General features: G+C 40.4%; 19 protein-coding genes. 3 read left to right on the forward strand and 16 right to left on the reverse strand.

What is annotated here, in order from left to right:
* Positions 1 to 72: 72 nt before the first annotated feature.
* Positions 73 to 786: a YebC/PmpR family DNA-binding transcriptional regulator gene (locus NYF15_RS16555; RefSeq protein WP_054561631.1), complete on the forward strand. Its 714-nt coding sequence runs from the start codon at positions 73 to 75 to the stop codon at positions 784 to 786.
* A gap of 26 nt (positions 787 to 812) precedes the next feature.
* On the opposite strand, the gene NYF15_RS16560 is transcribed toward NYF15_RS16555, so the two are convergent.
* The 9 genes from NYF15_RS16560 to glk all read right to left on the reverse strand — a co-directional run bounded on the left by NYF15_RS16560 (position 813) and on the right by glk (position 9,363).
* A complete protein-coding gene (locus NYF15_RS16560) occupies positions 813 to 1,955 on the reverse strand; it encodes a sterol desaturase family protein (protein WP_371354155.1) in 1,143 nt (380 codons plus the stop codon).
* Between the two features lie 65 nt (positions 1,956 to 2,020).
* Positions 2,021 to 2,380, reverse strand: coding sequence for a hypothetical protein (locus NYF15_RS16565; RefSeq protein ID WP_371354156.1), 360 nt, complete (start codon positions 2,378 to 2,380; stop codon positions 2,021 to 2,023).
* Positions 2,381 to 2,418: 38 nt separating this feature from the next.
* Positions 2,419 to 2,862, reverse strand: coding sequence for a hypothetical protein (locus NYF15_RS16570; protein ID WP_371354157.1), 444 nt, complete (start codon positions 2,860 to 2,862; stop codon positions 2,419 to 2,421).
* 21 nt (positions 2,863 to 2,883) lie between these two features.
* Complete coding sequence (locus tag NYF15_RS16575; protein ID WP_371354158.1) at positions 2,884 to 3,228, reverse strand: hypothetical protein; 345 nt, start codon at positions 3,226 to 3,228, stop codon at positions 2,884 to 2,886.
* Between the two features lie 138 nt (positions 3,229 to 3,366).
* Positions 3,367 to 4,371, reverse strand: a complete 1,005-nt coding sequence (gene gap, locus NYF15_RS16580; RefSeq protein ID WP_062568934.1) for a type I glyceraldehyde-3-phosphate dehydrogenase — start codon at positions 4,369 to 4,371, stop codon at positions 3,367 to 3,369.
* Positions 4,372 to 4,389: 18 nt separating this feature from the next.
* Positions 4,390 to 5,010 carry a bifunctional 4-hydroxy-2-oxoglutarate aldolase/2-dehydro-3-deoxy-phosphogluconate aldolase gene (locus tag NYF15_RS16585; RefSeq protein ID WP_371354159.1) on the reverse strand — a complete coding sequence of 207 codons (621 nt, stop codon included), beginning with the start codon at positions 5,008 to 5,010 and terminating at the stop codon, positions 4,390 to 4,392.
* Positions 5,011 to 5,044: 34 nt separating this feature from the next.
* Positions 5,045 to 6,895 carry a phosphogluconate dehydratase gene (edd, locus tag NYF15_RS16590; protein ID WP_130150092.1) on the reverse strand — a complete coding sequence of 617 codons (1,851 nt, stop codon included), beginning with the start codon at positions 6,893 to 6,895 and terminating at the stop codon, positions 5,045 to 5,047.
* 430 nt (positions 6,896 to 7,325) lie between these two features.
* Positions 7,326 to 8,339: a LacI family DNA-binding transcriptional regulator gene (locus NYF15_RS16595; protein WP_371354160.1), complete on the reverse strand. Its 1,014-nt coding sequence runs from the start codon at positions 8,337 to 8,339 to the stop codon at positions 7,326 to 7,328.
* A 25-nt stretch (positions 8,340 to 8,364) separates the two neighbouring features.
* Complete coding sequence (gene glk / locus NYF15_RS16600) at positions 8,365 to 9,363, reverse strand: glucokinase (protein WP_371354161.1); 999 nt, start codon at positions 9,361 to 9,363, stop codon at positions 8,365 to 8,367.
* A 427-nt stretch (positions 9,364 to 9,790) separates the two neighbouring features.
* Here glk and NYF15_RS16605 point away from each other — a divergent pair, with 427 nt between their 5' ends.
* Together NYF15_RS16605 and NYF15_RS16610 are read left to right on the forward strand one after the other, a co-directional pair.
* Positions 9,791 to 10,810 (forward strand): LacI family DNA-binding transcriptional regulator, encoded by a 1,020-nt coding sequence (locus NYF15_RS16605; RefSeq protein WP_237118667.1) that lies wholly within the window; start codon positions 9,791 to 9,793, stop codon positions 10,808 to 10,810.
* Positions 10,811 to 11,013: 203 nt separating this feature from the next.
* Positions 11,014 to 13,200: an OsmC domain/YcaO domain-containing protein gene (locus NYF15_RS16610; protein ID WP_371354162.1), complete on the forward strand. Its 2,187-nt coding sequence runs from the start codon at positions 11,014 to 11,016 to the stop codon at positions 13,198 to 13,200.
* A 63-nt stretch (positions 13,201 to 13,263) separates the two neighbouring features.
* Here NYF15_RS16610 and NYF15_RS16615 read toward each other — a convergent pair whose 3' ends face one another.
* From NYF15_RS16615 to NYF15_RS16645, 7 genes are all read right to left on the reverse strand, one after another.
* Positions 13,264 to 14,184 (reverse strand): hypothetical protein, encoded by a 921-nt coding sequence (locus tag NYF15_RS16615; protein WP_371354163.1) that lies wholly within the window; start codon positions 14,182 to 14,184, stop codon positions 13,264 to 13,266.
* Between the two features lie 125 nt (positions 14,185 to 14,309).
* Complete coding sequence (locus tag NYF15_RS16620; RefSeq protein ID WP_237118670.1) at positions 14,310 to 14,888, reverse strand: DUF1287 domain-containing protein; 579 nt, start codon at positions 14,886 to 14,888, stop codon at positions 14,310 to 14,312.
* A 143-nt stretch (positions 14,889 to 15,031) separates the two neighbouring features.
* Complete coding sequence (locus tag NYF15_RS16625; protein ID WP_371354164.1) at positions 15,032 to 15,334, reverse strand: hypothetical protein; 303 nt, start codon at positions 15,332 to 15,334, stop codon at positions 15,032 to 15,034.
* A gap of 26 nt (positions 15,335 to 15,360) precedes the next feature.
* Positions 15,361 to 15,801 (reverse strand): hypothetical protein, encoded by a 441-nt coding sequence (locus NYF15_RS16630; protein WP_237118672.1) that lies wholly within the window; start codon positions 15,799 to 15,801, stop codon positions 15,361 to 15,363.
* 106 nt (positions 15,802 to 15,907) lie between these two features.
* The gene (locus NYF15_RS16635) at positions 15,908 to 18,307 is read right to left on the reverse strand and encodes a glucan 1,4-alpha-glucosidase (protein WP_371354165.1); all 2,400 of its coding nucleotides are present in this window, start codon (positions 18,305 to 18,307) and stop codon (positions 15,908 to 15,910) included.
* Positions 18,308 to 18,319: 12 nt separating this feature from the next.
* Positions 18,320 to 19,804, reverse strand: coding sequence for an MFS transporter (locus tag NYF15_RS16640; RefSeq protein WP_371354166.1), 1,485 nt, complete (start codon positions 19,802 to 19,804; stop codon positions 18,320 to 18,322).
* Positions 19,794 to 21,671 carry an alpha-amylase family glycosyl hydrolase gene (locus tag NYF15_RS16645; protein WP_371354221.1) on the reverse strand — a complete coding sequence of 626 codons (1,878 nt, stop codon included), beginning with the start codon at positions 21,669 to 21,671 and terminating at the stop codon, positions 19,794 to 19,796. The genes NYF15_RS16640 and NYF15_RS16645 overlap by 11 nt, the downstream gene beginning before the upstream one ends.
* Positions 21,672 to 21,709: the final 38 nt, after the last annotated feature.

Raw genomic sequence — 21,709 nt, forward strand, 5'->3', positions numbered from 1 at the left:
ACTGTTAACTAGTAGGTTAAATGATTAGAATAACCGCTTTATTTTTATCTATAACAAAAAGGCAACACGCAGATGGGCAGAGCTTATCAAAACAAAAAAGACTCAATGGCAAAAACTGCGGGTGCAAAAACCAAAGTTTATTCAAAGTACGGAAAAGAAATTTATATCTGCGCTAAGAATGGTGGTGTTGATCCCGATGGCAACTTAGCGCTTCGACGCTTAATTGAGCGTGCTAAAAAAGACCAAGTACCTACGCACGTAATCGAGCGTGCAATCGATAAAGCCAAAGGCGGTGGCGGCGAAGATTACGTAGCAACTCGCTACGAAGGTTACGGCCCAGGCAACTGTATGATCATTGTTGACTGCTTAACCGACAATAACAAACGTACCTTCGCTGACGTACGTGTTTGTTTTACAAAAGCAAATGCAAAAATTGGCGCACAAAATTCAGTATCACACTTATTTGATCACCTCGCTATTTTTGTATTTGATGGTGATGATGACGAAGCTGTTTTAGAAGCACTAATGATGGCTGATGTAGATGTAACTGATGTAGAAGTTGAAGACGGTAAAGTCACCGTATTCGCGCCACACACAGAATACAACAACACCCGCACAGCACTTGAAGAAATGGGCATTACTGATTTCCACGAAGATCTAATTGCTTTTGTGCCACAAGTAGAAGCACCAATTGAAGGTGAAGACGTTGAAGTCATGGAGCGCTTTTTAGCCATGCTAGAAGACTGTGACGACGTACAAAACGTTTATCACAACGCACAATTTTAATGTCATATTATTTAACGGCTAATAGTTTAGCCGTTAAATAACCTAGCGATTACTTTTTTTTTAAAAGGAAATAGCTGCTGCCTAAGCATGCCTTCAGGCATGTAGTCACCAACCCCCCCGTATTTATCGGGCCATTCAGCTTGGCCTTTTACAGCTGTACCTAACAAATAATCTAAAAACGAAAAGTGCGCGGCATAGTTTCTGTCGATGGCTGCTTTATCTGAAGAATGGTGCCAATGATGAAATTGTGGTGTAACAATCACATACCTTAACCAGCCAAACTTCACTCTAACGTTAGCATGGTTAAACACAGCCTGAAAACCGACAATAATCACATAAAGGCTAATCACTTCAGATGGAAAACCTAACACAAAAATCGGTGTGAGCACTAAACTTCGGGTGACTAAAATTTCTAAAATATGCTGTCGAGAGCCTGCCAACCAATCCATTTCTTTTGCACTGTGATGTACAGCATTAAAACGCCAAAGCAGTGGCACTTCATGATAAGCACGATGCACAAAATACTGCATTAAATCGGCTACTAAAATAATCAAAAACAGTTGTAAAAGAAACGGCATTTGTACAATAAAGCCTTGCACAGTCTCTGATACCGCCCAGCCAAATGCATGATGCACAAACTGGTTTGTTGCAAGCAGTACAAAACCGATAATTAAATGATTTACAAAGAAATGGTTCAAATCACCTTGCCACTCAGAGCGGAGGATCTTTTGCTCCTTACGATGCGGTAAAAGCTTTTCTATTAAGATAAAAATGAGTGTAGAGCCAAGTAAATCAAGAATAAACCAATCTAGCCCTAAATACGGCGTGTTATCTCTGAAGTCGCCCACTTCAACATTCGGCCCACCAAACGCAATTGCCACAACGATAAAAAACCAAGCCGTTGCACCGAGCCGTTTATTAGTATTACGAACAAAATTCAAGAGCCCTAAACTGCCCGAAATAATTAATGCCACAAACATTAGCTGACGTAAAAACTCAACACTGTAATTTTGTCTGAGCTCTGGCGTCGTTAAGTACTCTGGGAAATGAAAAGCTAATACCCCTAAACAGGATAAAATAGCCAAAAAGCACGCAATATAGCCACTAATATTGCCTTCACCCACTTGAAACTGATCAGCTCTAAATAGCCGATGATAAAGACGTGTCATGATATAAAAATCCATTTATCAATTTTTTGCAGCATAACACAGAAGAATTTAGGAACAAATATACGCTAAGCCATCACGAACATGTGTACACAACAAATTGATATTAAGCTAATAAAGCCCAAAACGATACTGCGTTCAGGTAGGTAATGAATAATCAACGCAGGCATTGCAATAATATGTGAAGCTTTTGGCCTATTGCACAAACTATGTTTTTCAAAGTTCATGAAAGCGTTTTTTAGCCTTAACAGATAAAGCTTTATTCCAGCCAAATGAATAAGCACAAATGTCGATGGACCTAAAAACTCAAGTAGCGCCATGAGCTCATATCCCATCATTAACTCAGGTCCAGCAATGAGAATGAGTAAAACTAGCGCAATTAACCTATATAACTTATTAGCGAATAACTGTTTAATTGTATTGAACATTCATATTCTTATGAAACAATTTAGGCTTATATAATGTATTACTGAAATGCTTTATCAAACTTATCTTGATCAAGGTATTTATCAAACGCACCTAAAGCATTACCAACACTTGGCTCAGCCATTAACTCTTGCATTGCAACTTCACCGACAATACCGAATGCGTTTTCCATTGCTCCCTGACCGCCGACTTCTGTCGCCGCCTTAGCTTGCTTTGGACAATCTTCAGTTAATAAACGCGTAACTAACGCACCAACATAGCGATTAGTGTCATCCAGATCTTTCTCTGTCACATTCGAGAAAGGTTTAATAATACTATGCGTCGACATACCTAGATAAATCCACTTAGCGAGGTTCTTTCGTTCTTTGCCATTTAGTGAATCAGTTAAACACACTGCAAGTTGCTGCGCTTCTTCTGATGCTGAAACATAACTAGGCAGTAACGACATTACAAAGAGTGAAGTAGTTAATAAGATTTTTTTCATTATTTTCCTCATAAACTGGGGTTAACCATAAAACTCTACTTCAGTTTGTACACCGAATGGTAAAATAAATTCTCTAAATTCTGGGTCGCCTTTTTGTGCCTTTGGATATTTAAGCTGGTACATATTCTTTTTAAACATATTTAAGAATTGCTTGTTTTGTAATTTGTTATCCAACACACTGACTTTCACAACATGACCCGCTTGATTAACCATCATCATGAATAAAATTTTATTATCTGAGCGTCTAAATTCGTCTTTTGCTTGTGATATCACGTCTTTGGGAATAGTAAAGCCTGGTAAGTTACTCTGTTCTGTTGATGAGCAGGCCACTAAAAATAAGCATACGAGTATTAAAAATTTATTCATTATCTGTCCCTAAAAAATTTAAGAGACAAGATACTGTGAATAAATGCTTTTATCCAGTAAAAACCAAAAAAGCCACGATAAACGTGGCTTTGTTGGATAAAGCTTAAACTTTTACTGATCTATTATAAGAACCTAATCTTATAAGAACTGACCTAGCGCTTTAACTTGGTCTAACATGCGGTTTGAGAAACCCCACTCGTTATCGTACCAAGCCATTACTTTAACTAGCTTACCATCTACTTTAGTTTGTGTAGAATCGAAGATTGAAGACGCTGGGTTGTGGTTAAAGTCGATAGAAACAAGCGGTAGTTCGTTGTATTCAAGAATACCTTGCATTGCACCTTCTGATGCAGCTTTTACTACTTCGTTGATTTCTGCTGCGGTTGTTTCACGCTTAGCAACGAACGTTAAGTCTACTAAAGAAACGTTGATTGTTGGTACACGTACTGCCATGCCGTCAAGTTTACCCGCAAGTTCAGGAAGCACTAGGCCAACCGCTTTAGCAGCACCTGTTTTCGTTGGGATCATTGACTGAGTTGCGCTACGTGCACGGTATAAGTCTGGGTGATAAACGTCAGATAAGTTTTGATCGTTTGTATAAGCATGAATTGTCGTCATGCTACCTTGCTCAATACCTACTGTGTCGTTGATTGCTTTTGCAATCGGCGCTAAACAGTTTGTTGTACACGATGCGTTTGAAATGATGTTGCTGTCAGCGTTTAATACGTCGCTGTTAACACCATGAACAACGGTTGCATCCATGTCAGTACCAGGCGCAGAAACGATTACTTTTTTAGCACCTGCTTCAATGTGTTTAGCCGCTGCGTCACGTGAAGTGAATAAACCTGTACATTCTAAAACGATATCTACGTTTAATGCTTTCCAAGGCAGGTTTGCAGGATCACGCTCTTGCGTAAGGGTAATTTCATCATTACCAATTAGCATGGTGTTTTCAGCAAGTGTTACTTTTTGAGAAAATTGACCGTGTACTGAGTCAAATTGAGTTAAATGCGCGTTAACATTTGCTGGTGCTAAATCGTTGATTGCAACGATTTTGATTTCGTTGTTTTGAGCTGACTCGTAAAGAGCACGTAATACGTTACGACCGATACGTCCATAGCCATTAATTGCAACATTAATCATTCTAATATCTCCCGTTAATTATTTTACTTCACTTGCTTGGCGAGCAAGCGCTTCAATGGCTTGCCAGTCTTTGTTTTCAATAAGTTGTTTATCTAACATCCAAGTACCACCTACGCAGATAACGTTTTTAAGTGCGAGGTAGTTAGGCGCTGTTTCAAGGCTAATGCCACCCGTAGGGCAAAAAGTTACTTGTGGTAAAGGACCACCAATTGATTTAAGCATTGCAGTGCCACCCGCCGCTTCTGCAGGGAAGAACTTTAAGAACTTAAAGCCATAGCTTGCTAATTTCATTACTTCACTTGGTGTTGCTGCACCTGGTAAAAATGGAATATCAGTCTCTTTAGCCAGTGCTAATAATTCGTCGTTTACACCTGGGCTAACCATGAAGTCAGCACCGGCTTCAACAGATGCATTAAATGTCGCTTTATCAACAACGGTACCTGTGCCAACGTATGCTTCTGGTACGGCTTCTTTCATTAGCTTTACAGCTTCTGCCGCAATCGGCGTACGTAAAGTAATTTCTAGTGCTTTTAAGCCACCGTTATAAAGCGCACGTGCAAGGGGTGCTGCATCTTCAAGTTTTTCGATAACAACAACCGGTACCACAGGTGCCGATGATAAAATTTTCTCAATGCTCATTGTATGTTCCTCATAGCCCAGTAACGGCGTATTATTATTCTAAACCAAAGGCACTTGCGCCAAGGTCTGCACTACTTACTATATTTCTGAAACCTGCAAATAACTCTCGGCCTGTACCGTATGTTTGGCTTGGCTGGCTAAGTTGTAATTCACGTTTTGCTAATTCTTCATCGCTTACATGTACTTTCAATACACCCGCTGGTGCATCAAGGGTCACTAAATCACCTTCGTGAATTTTTGCGATTACACCACCTTCAACCGCTTCTGGTGCTAAGTGAATAGCAGCAGGAACTTTACCTGATGCACCCGACATACGACCGTCTGTAACAATCGCCACTTTGTAGCCTTGGTCTTGCAGCGTTGCCATTACTGGCGTTAACTTGTGAAGCTCAGGCATACCTTTCGCTTTTGGACCTTGCTCTTTAATTACAGCAATAAAGTCTGTGTTTAATTCACCGCGGCTATACGCTTCTTGTAACTCACCTTGTGAGCTAAATACTTTAGCTGGTGCAGATACAATTTGATGTGACTCAGCCACCGCAGAAACCTTAATAACGGCTTTGCCAAGGTTACCTGTTAGAAGCTGTAAACCACCCTGCTTGCTAAACGGGTTATCAATCGGACGTAACACTTCTTCGTCATGTGATTTTTCAGGGCACGCCACCCATTTAACTTTGCTTGGGCCTGTACTGTTTGTCATGATCACTGATGAGTCTTTATCTAACATTGGCTCTGTGGTGTATGCTTCTAGGCCATCACCCACAATGGTTTTCACATCGTTATGTAAATAACCTTTGCTAAGCAGTTGCTTCATTAAGAAGCCCATACCGCCGGCAGCTTGGAAATGGTTCACATCTGCTGAGCCATTCGGGTAGATACGCGTAAGAAGTGGCACAACTTCTGATAAGTCAGCCATGTCTTTCCAAGTAAGAATTACACCCGCTGCTTTCGCAATTGCTACTAAGTGGATTGCGTGGTTCGTTGAGCCGCCTGTTGATAACAAGCCAACTAAACCATTAATAATCGTTTTTTCACTCACTACATCAGCAAGACAGTTAGCGTCTTTTGTATCGATTAACTGCTTTAACATGGTTTCGACAGCATGACCTGTTAAACCATCACGTAGTTCTGTGTAAGGGTTAATGAATGAGCTACCTGGTAAATGTAGACCCATGATTTCCATTAACATTTGATTCGAGTTTGCGGTACCGTAGAAAGTACATGTACCAGCACTGTGGTAAGACGCGCTTTCAGCTTCTAATAACTCTTCACGACTTACTAAGCCTTGTGCAAATTTTTGACGAACACGGGCTTTTTCTTTATTTGGAATACCCGATTGCATTGGACCTGCAGGTAAGAAATACGTTGGTAAATGACCAAATGATAAGGCACCAATTAACAGTCCAGGGACAATCTTGTCGCATACGCCTAAACAGAAAACACCGTCGAACACGTCATGCGATAAAGAAACCGCTGTAGACATTGCAATCACATCACGTGAGAACAATGAAAGCTCCATACCGTCACGGCCTTGAGTAACACCGTCACACATTGCAGGCACGCCACCGGCAACTTGTGCTGTTGCATCGTACTTGGTAGCAATAGTTTTTATTAAATCAGGATATTCTTTGTAAGGCACATGCGCAGAAAGCATATCGTTGTAAGCATTAATAATCGCTAAATTTGGTTGCTCATCTGCTTTTAAACGAGCTTTGTCATCGCTGCTACAAGCAGCCATAACGTGTGCAATATTACCGCAACCTAAGCCGGCACGTACTCTTGTTTGTTTTTTTGCGTGCGCGATACGATCTAAATAAGCTTGGCGGGTCTCTTTACTACGTTCAATAACGCGTTCGGTGACTTCTTGGATACGAGGATGCAACATATAAATTCGACTCATCTCTATAGTTAGAGGATAAAGGCTCAGTGACAATTACAGACTCCACGAAAATAATTGCACTGAGCATCTTTGATTTACCCGTTCAAAGGTACGCTGACAGGCTGTCTCTCACAACCAACCTGACACCGGTGTCACTGTATTAACTCATGACTGTGACACCGGTGTCAACCTTATCTGTTAAATTTAGTTTAATTTTTTTAAATGACCAAATAATGAACAACACTATTTTAGCTAACTATGAGTAAAATTCATGCTCAAGTTATGTTTAAAGTTCCACTTTAACTTTGATAAACAGCAATATAGATCTTTAAATTCAGGTGGTTATATAAAAACAACCAAGGAAGGAATTTACATAAAAAAAGCCCGAGAAAGCGTCACTCAATCTCGGGCTACTGTGAAAAAAACAAATTGAATTTTATTTAATTGCAGCTGTTGACTCGCGAGTAATTAGTTTTGCTTCAAGCGTTACCTGATAAGGTGTTTCTTGTGGCTCACTAATATGACTAATTAGTTGTGTAACCGCTTGGTGGGTCATTTCTTCAACTGGTTGCGCAATAGTTGTTAGTCCAGGCCAAATATGACGTGCAATGGGTGCGTTATCAAAACCGGCAATTGAGATATCATCAGGCACTTTTAATTGCATTTGTGTTGCTAGTTTAAGTACTGCAGCCGCCATATAATCGTTTGATGCAAAGACTGCCGTTGGGCGCGGCTCTAAATCAAGAATTGTACGAGCACTATCAACACCAGAGTGATAACTAAAGTTACCCTCTTCTACTAAACGTTCATTAAATTCAATACCATTAGAAGCAAGCGCACGGCGATAACCTTTAAAGCGCTGCTCTGTCGCACTATGATCTGGATGACCTTTAATGAAAGCGATTTCTTTATGACCTAATTTAATTAAATGCTCTGTTATTTCAAACGCACCTTGCTCATCATTGCTGCGCACAGAAATAGAATCATCTTCAAGAATTGCAGATGCAACGCGCGCATAAGGGATTTTTTTCGATTTTAAAAAAGTGACAAGCTCAGGAAAATCAGAAAATGGCGGCGTTAATACAATGCCATCTAAGCGCGATGTTTGAAGAAGTTGTTCAATATTGTTAATTAGGTCTTGCCCACGAAGTTCACATGGGTGGATCAATAAATTGTAATTATGGTCATGGCATGCTGCTAGCGCACCAGTTTGTACGCGAGTGATATAGCTTTTACTTGGGTTATCATACAAGCAACCAATAATAAAACTGCGGTTTTGCGCTAAGCCACGGGCGATTGGGTTTGGTGTGTAATCTAGCTCTTTAAATACTTTTAGTACTTTTTCTCGGGTAGCATCACTCACGTTAGGCTCATTGTTGAGCACGCGAGACACTGTTTTTTTAGATACACCGGCGTAGCTTGCGACGCTATTAATGGTTACTTTTTTCATACGATAATCATCCAGTCCGCTCCAATTAAGCTCGACTACTAACGTGTAAACACGCAGCAGCACCAACTAGCGGAATATTATCTTGTGTTACCAAGGTTACAGGTATCTGTGAAGTATATTGCGACATAATGCCTTTGTCTGCAAAGCGCTCAACAAATCGGCTAGATAGTAAGCGTTGTTGCATACGAGGTAAAATACCACCGCCAATAAATACACCACCTAGAGCACCAAATGTAAGGGATAAATCACCTGCAACACTGCCAATCCAATCACAAAATTGATTAAGGGTTGCATCGCAGATATCACATTGTCCTGTCGTTGCAAGCTCACTGATTTGTGCTGCATCAAGGTTTTTTGCTGCAACGCCTTTAACGGCTGCCATCGCTTTGTATAAGTGCGCTATACCTGGGCCCGAAAAAACAGTTTCTACAGACACATGATTTAATTGCTTTTTAAGCTCGGTGATTAACTGGCGATCTAACTCTGTAACCGCTGCAAGGGTAATATGCCCCGCTTCACAACTAAGTACTGCACTGCCTTGCGAAGTACGCACCAAGCATGCAGCACCAAAGCCTGTGCCAGGCCCCATCACGGCAATATTGGCATTGTTGTCTGCTTGCCCTGCTTTAACAGCTACGTTTTGTGAATCATCTAAATATGGCGCTGCATAGGCAAATGCAGCAAAATCATTGATAACTTCTAGCTGAGTGAATGCAAATTTAGTTTTTAGGTTTTCAACGCTAAAATGCCAACCTAAATTAGTTAAATGGACTTGACCTGCTTTAATTGGGCCTGCAACGGCTAAGCACGCTCTGTTAGGCTTTGCATATGATATTTGACTGAAATAGTGCTCAATGGCACTTTCTAGGGAACCAAAATCTGCACTTGGAAATTTAAGGTTATGCTCAATGACAAATTGATTTGTATGTTCATTAAAATCAGTGATTAAAGCAAAGCGCGCATTTGTGCCGCCAATATCGGCAACAAGGATAGGATCAAAATCGGTGTTAGACTGTGTGTTCATTATGTTTTCTCTATGTGTCTAAGCTGTTTGCCGCTTATTTTTATAGTTTTCAATGGCAAAGCCACTGTTCAAGATAACCTTTGAGTTATTAACTCAAAGCAACTATCTTTAGTATTAAAAAAATGCTGCCCAAATGAATGGGCAGCCAAATACGTTTTGACAACAAAATGATAAAACATCGACATTATGACACCGGTGTCAGCATTGAATCAATAAAAATTTTAAATATTTGCCTTTGCATACGTATTTTACAACGAAGTACTTGCTTATTGAGCCCGTTTAACGTTGTGATGCTACGTCAAAAAATGACTCTGTAACTTGATCATTTACAGATAAAAATGACTTATCACAAATAGCTTGAAAAAAATATTAAATAGCCGAAAATGGCCATTACAAATCATCACTATTGCTTTGGAATTAATACCCTATGAAAGGTAAAGCGACATCTTTTGACATCGCACATTATGCAGGTGTTTCTCAGTCAACTGTGTCACGAGCACTTCGAAATAGCCCTTTGGTTAATGAAGAAACGCGCCGACGTGTTCATGAAGTCGCCAAACAACTTAATTACAAAGTAGATAAAAACGCTAGTAACCTCAGAACACAGCAAAGTAGTACCCTCGCGCTTTTGTTATTTGAAGACCCTACATCAGACGAATCACAAATAAACCCATTCTTTTTAGCAATGCTTGGTAGTATTACCCGGGCCTGTGCAAAAGAAGGCTATGATCTGCTTGTGTCTTTTCAATCAAGTAGCTCAGATTGGCAAGCTGACTACGAAGATAGCCACCGTGCAGATGGTCTGATCTTATTAGGCTATGGTGACTACTTAGATTACCAGCCTAAGTTTAGAACCCTTATTGAACAAAATACTAAGTTCGTATGCTGGGGTGCCAGTGTTGATAACCGCCCAGACTTAACTGTGAGCTGTGATAATTATGGTGGCGGTAAACTTGCCGCAGAGCATCTGCTTGCAACAGGCAGAACCGATTGTGCGTTTATCGGTGATGCCTCTGATCACAGCCCTGAATTTTTTGCTCGGTACCAAGGTTTCAAAGATGCTTTTATGAATAAAGGTATCAAACTAAACGAACGAAAAATGGCTAATGCTATTTCTACAGAAGAGTCAGGCTACCATGCTACCCGCTCACTTATAGCAAATAATATTCGCTTTAACTCACTATTTGCTGCCAGTGACCTGATTGCCATTGGTGCTATTCGCGCTTTAAAAGAAGCAAAAATTAAAGTGCCTGATGATGTTCACGTGGTTGGCTTTGACAACATTTCAATCGCAAATTTCGTCAATCCTCCGTTGACCACAATTCAGCAAGATACAACCTTAGCAGGGCAAATGTTAGTTGATAACTTGCTTAAATTAATCCGCGGAGAACAAGTGGAGAGCACCCTACTCCCACCAAGATTGATCATTCGTGGCTCAAGTGTATAAGTTATTATGTAGTGATAACTCCTCTGCATTTACACCCTAAATTGCAGCTTTTAAAAGCAATAAGCTAATAAAATTGCTTTTTTTTCGATTTACCCAAGACTATTACTTCGAAAAAGCAGATAATTGCACCTATTATGATGAAAACGCAGTGCAAAGCCGTTTACGGCTTTTGCATGCAACGCGCACAAAGGTGGAATTTTTTAATGGAAATTAAAGTTAATTTTCTCGACAACCTCAGACTTGAAGCCAAATTTGATGACTTCTCTGTCATTGCAGACCAACCTATTCGCTACAAAGGTGATGGCTCAGCGCCTAGCCCATTCGATTACTTTTTGGCGTCTTCTGCGTTGTGCGCGGCTTACTTTATTAAAGTGTATTGTAATTCACGTGATATCCCGACTGATGGTATTCGCGTTGCGCAAAATAACATTGTTGACCCTGAAGACCGCTATAACCAAATTTTTCAAATTCAGGTTGAGTTACCAGAAAGCCTATCGGAGAAAGATCGCACGGGTATTTTACGCTCTGTTGAACGTTGTACAGTAAAACGCGTTATTCAAACAGGCCCTGAGTTTAAGATCGATACCGTTGAAAGCATTGAAGCTGACGCGCAAGCGATGCTAATGGCAAAACCTGATGATGAAAACAATACCTTTATTTTAGGTAAAGATTTACCGCTTGAAGAAACCATCGCTAATATGACGGCTATCCTTGAAGAGTTAGGGATGAAAATCGAAATCTCTTCTTGGCGTAATATTGTGCCAAATGTATGGTCACTTCATATTCGTGATGCAGCCTCGCCTATGTGTTTTACCAATGGTAAAGGTGCAACCAAAGAAAGCGCGCTATGTTCGGCTTTGGGCGAATTTATTGAGCGCTTAAACTGTAACTTCTTCTATAACGATCAGTTCTTAGGCGAAGACATTGCCAATAGCGAGTTTGTTCATTACCCAAATGAAAAGTGGTTTGCTCTGACTGACGATGACTCTCTACCTGAGGGTATTTTAGATGACTATACCCGTGAAATTTATAATCCAGATGGTGAGCTTTGTGGCTCACACTTAATCGATACCAACTCTGGTAATAAAGAGCGTGGTATTTGCTCAATTCCTTATGTACGCCAGTCAGACGGTGAAACGGTTTATTTCCCTTCAAACCTTATCGAAAACTTATTCTTAAGTAATGGTATGAGCGCAGGTAACAACTTTGCCGAGGCAAAAGTACAATGTTTATCTGAAATTTTTGAGCGTGCAGTTAAGCGCCAAATTATCGAGCAAGAAATTGTTTTACCTGACGTACCTGAAGCGGTATTAAACAAGTACCCAAGCATCGTAGCCGGTATCAAAGGGCTTGAAGAACAAGGTTTCCCTGTTGTTGTAAAAGATGCCTCGCTAGGTGGTCAGTTCCCTGTGATGTGCGTAACACTCATGAACCCTAAAACAGGCGGTGTATTTGCCTCTTTTGGTGCGCACCCAAGTTTTGAAGTTGCATTAGAGCGCAGCCTAACTGAACTGTTGCAAGGCAGAAGCTTTGAAGGTTTAAACGATGTACCTAAGCCAACGTTCAATAGCATGGCGGTCTCTGAGCCTGAAAACTTTGTAGAGCACTTTATTGATTCAACTGGTGTTATCTCATGGCGCTTTTTCAGCGCTAAACACGATTATGATTTTGTTGAGTGGGATTTCTCTGGCAGCAATGAAGAAGAAACAGCGAGCTTATTCGGTATATTAGAAAGCTTAGGTAAAGAAGCTTACATTGCTGAATTCTCAGATCTTGGTACAGCGTGTCGCATTTTAGTGCCTGATTACTCAGAAGTGTACCCTGTAGAAGACTTAATCTGGGACAATACCAATAAAGCGCTAAACTTCCGCGAAGATATCTTAAATCTGCATCGCTTATCAGAAGATCAACTTGCTGATTTAGTTGAGCGTCTAGAACAAAGTGAGCTTGATAACTACATAGATATCATCACTTTAATCGGCATTGAGTTTGATGAAAACACAGTGTGGGGCCAATTAACAATCCTTGAGCTAAAACTACTTATATACCTAGCACTTGGTGATTTAGAAGCAGCGATGGAGCTAGTTGAAGCATTCTTACAGTATAACGACAATACCATTGTTGAGCGCGGCCTATTCTACCAAGCAATGCACGCAACGTTGGAAGTCGCACTTAGCGATGACCTTGAAATTGAAGATTACATTCATAGCTTCACCCGTATGTTTGGTCAAGAAACGATGGATGCAGTTGTTGGCTCAATCAACGGCGATGTGATGTTTTATGGTTTAACAGAAACCAGCATGAAGCTTGAGGGCTTAGATAGGCATCAGCGTTTAATTGATAGTTATAAAAAGCTACACGCTGCTCGCGCTAAAAAAGCGGGGCTGTAAGTAAATATCAAAGCCGCACGTTTTCGTAACCTGCGGCTTTTCTGCTTTACTTAAAAACGTTACTTAACGAAAATGCACACCTGTAATGTCGTATTCAGCGATAAAGCGGCCACCATAAGTATCCACAAACATAAACTCCATCTCTATTTTTTCTCGTCGGCCTTTATGTTCAAGCAATTCAATAATAAAGTATTTATTCGAATTAAGATCAAAAGAGCGGCCCTGGGTTTCTCGTGTAATGTTAAACTTTGTAGGGTTACCAATACTATCAAAGTACTCAAATAGCACGTTTAAACCGCGCGCATAAATTCCCGAGTCTCGCTGTGAAGAATTAGGCCGTTGTTGAGCCAACAACCAGGTTTTGTCCTTTTGATTTACAGCTTTAATAAACTCAGTCATTAATTGTTGATGTTCAACCAAAGGCGGCATTTTTACTTCTTTGAGTGCTTGTGTGAGTTTATCTCCCGCTATACCTGTTCTTGCTATGTAATTATCAAAACCTGCCTCTATCGACATATAATTGAGATAGTCAGCAAGGCCACCTTTGTACACCTGTTCAAATGTGCCATATTCTTGCGAAAGAATACGTTCAAGACGATTATAAAAAGAAAAAGCATGCGCTGAGTCTAATTTTTTTAGTTTCGACGTTTCTATCAATTGACCAAAAAGTAGTGCATTTAAGTCAATTACATTCGTTTTATCATCAAACGTAACGATTTCCTTAGCCCACTCTCTATCGGCTTTGGCAAGTTGCAAATAGTAACGTTGAAAAGGCGCACCATGCTCATCAGCGACGGTTATTTTATTTGTCGAAAAGTCATAAATTTTAGCGTTTTTTGTAGGGCCAGTTCTGATACTTACCTTAAAGCCTTTTGACAGTTCAGTAAATTTATCAGACTTCTCAATCACAACTCCCTGTGAAGCAAAAACAGTCGTCGTAAGAAGCACTAAAAAGCTGGCAATGAATATACTAACAGTTTTCATATAAATCCCTTTGAAGTTAAAATTAGGCTTACCTATTACAGGCTCAAACAGTTACCTTAAATGTATATTAAAATGGTAAGTAATTGAAGCCCAATGTAAATATTAGGGTTTAAGATTTATAACGGTTAAGGTTTATAACGATAATGGCCTGTTATTTTATAACTAAATAACATATCTTCGAGTACAGGCCCTGCCCCTATGTTATGCACAATGAGTGGCCTTTTTTTATCTCTTGATAGCTCGTCAGTCACTATTCCAATATGAGGTAAGTTGCCAGGCAGCATCCAAGTGACAATATCTCCCCCCCTATAATTGCTCGCGTCTTCACTTATATTTAGACTATGCCCATGTCGTTTAAAGAAATGCTGTAAGTTAGGAACACGCCGGTGATCAATATTTGAATCAGGCTTTGTTAAACCCCATATTCTGTTTGATGGATATAAAGTAAAGTTATCACGCATGTCCTCATGAACGAGTACTTGTAAATCGGTTCCGAGTGCCCTATAACTGCGAATTATGACATCAGTACACACACCAATAGTGGCAGGTACATCACCATTTGGATAAGCAATTCTTTTATAGCTTCCGTCATAAATAACGGAGTGATTTGTTCGCTCCTTAGCGGCTTGAACAAGTTGACTATAAAAGTCATCTGCTTTGACGTTAAACACAAGTAATGTAGATAATAATGCCGTTCTAATCATTTATTTAATCCCTTAAATGTTCGAGCATAGTTAATTTTAGGAGTTAATGCGCTAAGTTGGTTATAAGTAGAATACCCATAAGTTAAGCTAGCACATAAACATCTAAATTTAGTTGTTTTATAATAAAATTAAACACTCTAAATTTAATCTTTTTCTAAATAAAAATAAAAGATGAATGCACTAGACATAAATGCAGCAAATAAGGCCATGAATATGGCATAGTAAACTATAAACCAGACTTTTAAGTGTTTAGGGACTAAATTTCTTTTATCTAACATTTTATAACGTTTAGCATGCCAGTCAGAAAAAAATATCGTTGCATAATGCAATGCTCCCCAACCTGTCATAAAGATATTTAATGAATAAAATCGAACCCCATCTTCTAATATAGCCTCGACTTCTGAAATTCGTTTACCTTTCAGAAAAAATAACATAGGGAATATCATAATGAAAATCCCACCAACCCAAAACCTTATTTATCTCCAAAGCCAAAATGCATCACAAAACAAAGTAGCACAAACGCAATAAAAACAATCATAAAAAAAATGTAATAAGCGACAAACCAGCACCGTACTTTCTTAGGCACCTTTTCTCTTTTCTCATAGAGGCCATAACGCTTTGCATGCCAGCCCCAAAAGAAGATGGTTGCATAATGTAATATTCCTACGCCAGCAGTAAAACTATTCATTAGATAAAAAGTTTTACCGTCATCGAGAATTTCCTCTACCATAGGCAACTTTTTAGATTTAATAAAAAAAAGCATTGGCAGGATGATTAAGAACATTCCCACAACGAAAATAAAGCTTAAAGAAAAAGCGAGTAAATCTAGTCCAGTCATTACCCTTGTAACCTCACGAAACCAAAAATATTTATTTTTACCTAGCTTTAGCGCCAAGTAGAATATTTCAGCCATAACATACAACAATAAAATGCTTTATGCTTCCTCTTAGAGATTAACAATGTTAAAAAACAAAAGCCACGGCGAGTGCCGTGGCTTTTGTGTTACTGCGTTAGCAAAACTACTTTAACGCATCTTCAATAACTGGGTAGTGATCCCATACTTGTTTGTCGCTCACTGAGCGAAGTAACTTGATGTATTCAGCATGAGTCCAAGCAAGCGGTGTGGCTGAGTTTGTCCCCTCACCTAATTGGTAGCCTGCTTTATTGTTACCTACACCATCCCAAACTTGTTCAGGTAACATCATCCCTTCATTAGCAAATGCTTCCATGCCTTTTACATAGGTGTCTTTAATAGCTTGTTGCTTTATCGCATCAAGGCTATTGCTTGCGTTTGCGGCGGCGATTTCATAGTGACCACGCTCACCTGTGAAAAACGGCCATACACGACCACGTTGACCAGGGGTGTTGTTACCACCTTCGGCATAGTTGTTACCTGTCACTTCATCTTCACCGTAACCATCGTTACCATAGCGGCGGTAACCAGGGAATGAACCTGAGCCATCAGCAAAATTAAAGGTGTAACGCACTTGCAGATTATCGATTAAGGTTTCGTCATCGTACTCTGGTAATGTTTTTACAATGCTTGGCGCAAGTGCATCACGAACACCATAACGTACAAGCTCTAAGAAACCACCATCAAGGATTTGTTTTTTATCAAAGCCTTCACGACCATTATTAGCGTTAAGTGTAGTTGATGAGTTTGGATCTTTGTCTTGACCAATACGAATGAAATATTCGCCATCGCTATTTTCAGACTTAAGGTTACCTTGAGTCGTAAACATCGTGCTTTCAATTTCACTGTTGTAGGTTTTAGCCGTTGCTAGGTAACGCTCTGCATTTTTGGTGTCGCCAGCTTTTTTAGCAATATCAGCAGCTGTCACTAGTCCTGCAACAACGGCTGCAGTTGTTGACGGTGAGAAGCCACTTTGTTCTTCCCAACGCTCTTGTTGTGTTGCGGGTGGTGTAATTTGTGTGTCGTTCCAAAGAATTTTCGCAAGACCACCATCAACCAAGAAATCAGCAGCTGACTTTAACATTTTGCCATACCAATCTGTCAGTTCTTGATCGCTAAGTACGCCTGCTTGATGTAGTTTCCACGCTAACATAATTGGCATTGCTGTTTGGTCAAGCTGCACACCTACCCACTCAAGCTCACCATCAACATGCGTCTTTTGTAAGAACCAACCCGTGTCACCACCATTACCTGGTGTGTTATCTGTTACTTGTACTTTTTCTAGATATTCAAACGCCGTTTTAGCGGTACGTGTATCACCCATGGCCATAAATGCCATTGCTACTTGATAGAAATCACGTACCCAAACCGCTTTATAACCGGTAGAACCTGTTTTAGCTGATACTGTTTCACCCCAAGGGTTAGAAAGTGACGCAATTAAAGCACCGGCATGAGTTTTATCTTCTTGCGCTTTTAACACCATGGCACTGGTGTAGAGCAACTTACCATTATCAGCGGTGCTATTAGATAATGTGCTCAAAGGCGCAAGGCTTGATAAGTAGTCTTGCCAACCAATTGCAGCGCCCTCACCGTTATATGCCGCAAGTACTTTTTGGTAGCCTTGGTTTAAACTTGCTTGACCTTCTTTGAAGCTTGCAGCTTCAGAGTTACCAAAGCTTAAAGCTAAATCAAAGGTGGTGTTTTTTGATACTTCGCCAAGCTCTGCAAGTAAGCTTACATTACCTGACTGATTACCGGTATTTTGGTAAGTCGCTGATAATGATTGTGATGCTTTTAACTCTTTTAAGCCATCACTTACACCCGTAAAGCCAACACTTGCTTGCTTAAATGGTTGAGCGGCTTGTAAAGATAAAAAGTTATCATCTTGCCAAGCAACCAGACCCTTGTTGGTCACTTTTGCAAAATCATCTAAGCCATTGTTATCAATATAAGGATTTACATTAACGTAGGCTTTCACACCGTCAAGATCAGTATTAAATACGCTACGAACAAACAATGTTTGGCCGTTTGGATCTGTAAAGATATGTTTTTCTAAAGTGAAACGACCTTGTTTATCTTTACTTACTACTTTGTAAGCAAGCGATAATGGGCGACCCGCGTCGTCTTTGTATAAATAATCAATGCTCACATCCAGCTCATCGCTTTCTGTTACGGTAAAGTCTTTACCGACTACAACAAACTGCATATCTTTGATTTGCGCTTGGTGAATTAAACCAAACATGGTTTCTGTGATCATGCCTTTCGCGATTGAAAACCAAACTTTTGATACTTTGCCTGTAGCAGCTGCATCGCTATAGTGGCCGTCTTGGTATTGCTCATATGATGTACCAATACCTTTTTTACCAGAGTATGCCCAAAAAGGCTCAACACCCGGCGCACCTGGCGCAGAAACCTGCTCAACTGATGTATTAACTGATTGCTCTGAACTACAAGCAGTTAAACCTAACGCTAACAAGCTTGCTGTAATAAGATTAATTTTTTTCATGGTGTGTCCTTATTATTGTTGCTTAACGCGCAGTACAGCAATTGCTGCGAGTACGAATGACACTGCACCTAGCACTAACGCATAAATCGGTTGATTATCAAAAAAGTGGCGTAAAATTAGGCCTAATACGCTTGCCGCTAAAAGCTGCGGAATAACAATAAAAAAGTTAAAGATACCCATGTACACACCCATTTTCTTACTCGGTACTGAGGTACTTAACATTGCGTACGGTAAAGATAGAATTGATGCCCAAGCGAAACCGACACCAATCATCGGCCAGATAAGTAAACTTGGATCTTTGATAATAATAAAGCTGAGCAGCCCTAATGCACCTAGCACAAGATTGATAGCATGGGCCATTTTAAGCCCCACTTTTTTTACGATGATCGGGATACACATTGCAGCAATGGCAGCAAAACCATTGTAAGCGGCAAATAATACGCCAACCCAATCCGCACCGTTATTGTAAGCAAGTGAACTTGTGTCACTACTGCCATAGTGGAAACTGGTTACCGCAGAGGTGGTATAAATCCACATTGCAAACAATGAGAACCAGCTAAAAAATTGTACCCAAGCCAATTGCTTCATTGCCTCAGGCATTGTGAATACATCATTCACAACTTGATAAAAGCCACCACTGGTTGCGTTTTTAGCTTTTAAAGCACCAGCAATAAATTGAATAACACCAAAGCTAATCAAACCACCAGCAAGCAAATAAAGCTCTTTTTCAAGAGAAAGACCCGTAACAATACCAAGCACTAAAAGACCAAGAACCGTAAAGATTACAGCGCCCTTATTAAAATTCACATTTTGTTGAACATCTTTTGAGTCATCGCTCTGCTCTTGTTCATGAAAGCTTTCAAGCTCTTGGGGTGAATATTCTTTGGTGGTAAATACCGTCCAAAAAACAGCAACGAGTAACACTACGGCACCAAAGTAAAACGAAAATTTCACAGAGTCAGGAATTTGCCCAGCAGGTGCCGTATTGGCAATATCGAACCAGTTAGTCATCATCCAAGGCAAAGCAGACGCGACAACCGCCCCAACACCAATGAAGAAGCTTTGCATTGCATAACCAGTTGCACGTTGTTTTTTTGGCAGGTTATCGCTCACAAGGGCACGGAAAGGCTCCATAGTCACGTTAATTGACGCATCCATAATCCATAACATACCCGCTGCAATCCAAAGGCTTGATGAGTTAGGCATAATGAATAACGATAACGTCGTTAAAATAGCCCCATAGAAAAAGAACGGACGACGACGACCCAACTTATTCCATGTTTTATCGCTCCAATAACCGATTATCGGTTGCACGATAAGACCTGTCAGCGGTGCAGCAACCCAGAGGATTGGAATGTCGTCTACATTCGCACCTAGAGTTTGAAAAATACGGCTTACATTACCGTTTTGTAATGCAAAGCCAAATTGGATTCCAAGGAATCCAAAACACATATTCCATATTTGCCAAAAGCTTAGCGTTGGTTTGTTATTGTTCATTGTCAGCCTTTAAGGTAAATACTGCACTGCTCAAGCCATTCAGTTGTAATTGAATTGGCGCATTCGTTGTTGCCTCAGAAATCACAATGTCGGCATGATTTTCGAGGTTATCAGTTAACGTTAAATCACTGTGGTTAAGCTTAGGTAACAACGCTTGATTAAGAGTAAGCTCAACATTTTGTGGGTTTTCTGAAAAATTACTTACCACAAGCACCAGCTGTTGACCTAGCTTGCGCGTAAAGGCAATGACTTGCTCTGAGCCAGTTAATTTAATAGCGTGCATGTCACCGCCGACAATGGCAGGAAGCGTGTTTAAGGACATTAACTTCGTGTAGTAAGCGCGAAGATTAGCTTGCTCTTTTGAAAGCGCACCGCCATCGAATTTACCATTATTCATCCATGCTTGATGCGCAGGTACACCCATATAATCGAAAATGCTGGTACGCGTTGGGTCGCCAAAACCACCATCTTCAGAACCATCTTCACCAACTGCCTGACCAAAATAGAGTAAGGTTGGCGAGCGCGACATTAAGGTAGACACCACCATAGCTGGCTTGCCTTTTTCACTGCTATCCGCGAAATCCGGGCTAGCAATGCGTTGCTCATCATGGTTTTCTAAAAAGTGCAGCATGTGCTCTTCAATATCAGCCACTTGGCTTTGAATATCGAAAATAGTATCCGCTGGTTGCTTACCTTGCATCACAGCTTTAACCGTGTCGTAAAAACCGACTTTGTCGTACAGATAATCCATCTTACCTTGCTGGATATAAGGACGGTAAAGCGTTGGGTTATAAACCTCGGCTAGAATAAAGGCATCGCTTTTTTGCATCTTGATTGATGAGTTTAAAAAGCTCCAAAACTCAACAGGCACCATTTCAGCCATATCATAACGAAAACCATCAACACCTTTATCTAACCAATATAGTGCGATGTCGCGAAACTTATACCAGCTATTTGGCAGGTCTTTATCTTGCCAAAATGCGTAGTGCGCACGGTAATCTTTATTAGCGTAATCAGCAGGTAGCGTCGGGAAATCATAACTACCATCTGGTTTCACACCGTAATTGATTTTAACTGTTTCGTACCAATCATTGATGTCAGGTTTAGCAGCACGTGCCCCATTGCCCGTCCATTTTGCTGGTGTTTCAGCAAACTGATTATCAGCAAGTGGATGCGGGTTACCACCTAACACTTGATAGCTATCACTGGTGGGAACTTGAAATGACTGCCCTGTTACGTAATAAAAATTATTATCGCGCGCATAGGTTTTTGTCGTGTCATCATCAGCGCCAAAATCTTTAACACCTTCAGGCTTTGCGACCGACTCGTAGTTACGCGCTACGTGGTTTGGCACAATATCAATAACAACTTTCATACCGTGCTCATGAGTGCGGTTAATCAGCTCAACAAACTCTTCTAAGCGACGCTCAGGGTTAATTGCTAAATCAGGATTAACATCGTAATAATCTTTCACCGCATACGGCGAGCCTGCACGCCCTTTTACAACATCAGGGTCATCTTGCGACAAACCGTATTCTGTATAGTTAGTTACTAATGCATGACGCGGCACACCTGTATACCAAACATGCGTTGTACCTAGCTCTTTAATGCCTTGTAATGCTGCATCATTAAAATCAGCGAATTTGCCTACCCCATTTTCTTCTAATGTGCCCCAGGGTTTATTGGTGGTGTTTGTATTACCAAATAATCGAGTGAATACTTGGTATACCACAGGCTTAGAGATAGCGGCTTGACTAGATTCAGATTGCGTTTTGTGTGTGTTCTGCTCTGCTGGTGCATCGTTACCACAGGCAGTTAAACCTAGTACCGATGCCACGACTAACGCGGTTATTTTATATGTTGTCATCATTACTTCATTTTTCTGTAAATATCAGTTCATACTAA

The organism is Pseudoalteromonas sp. 68 DY56-GL68 (assembly GCF_041414825.1).
Classification (GTDB): domain Bacteria; phylum Pseudomonadota; class Gammaproteobacteria; order Enterobacterales; family Alteromonadaceae; genus Pseudoalteromonas.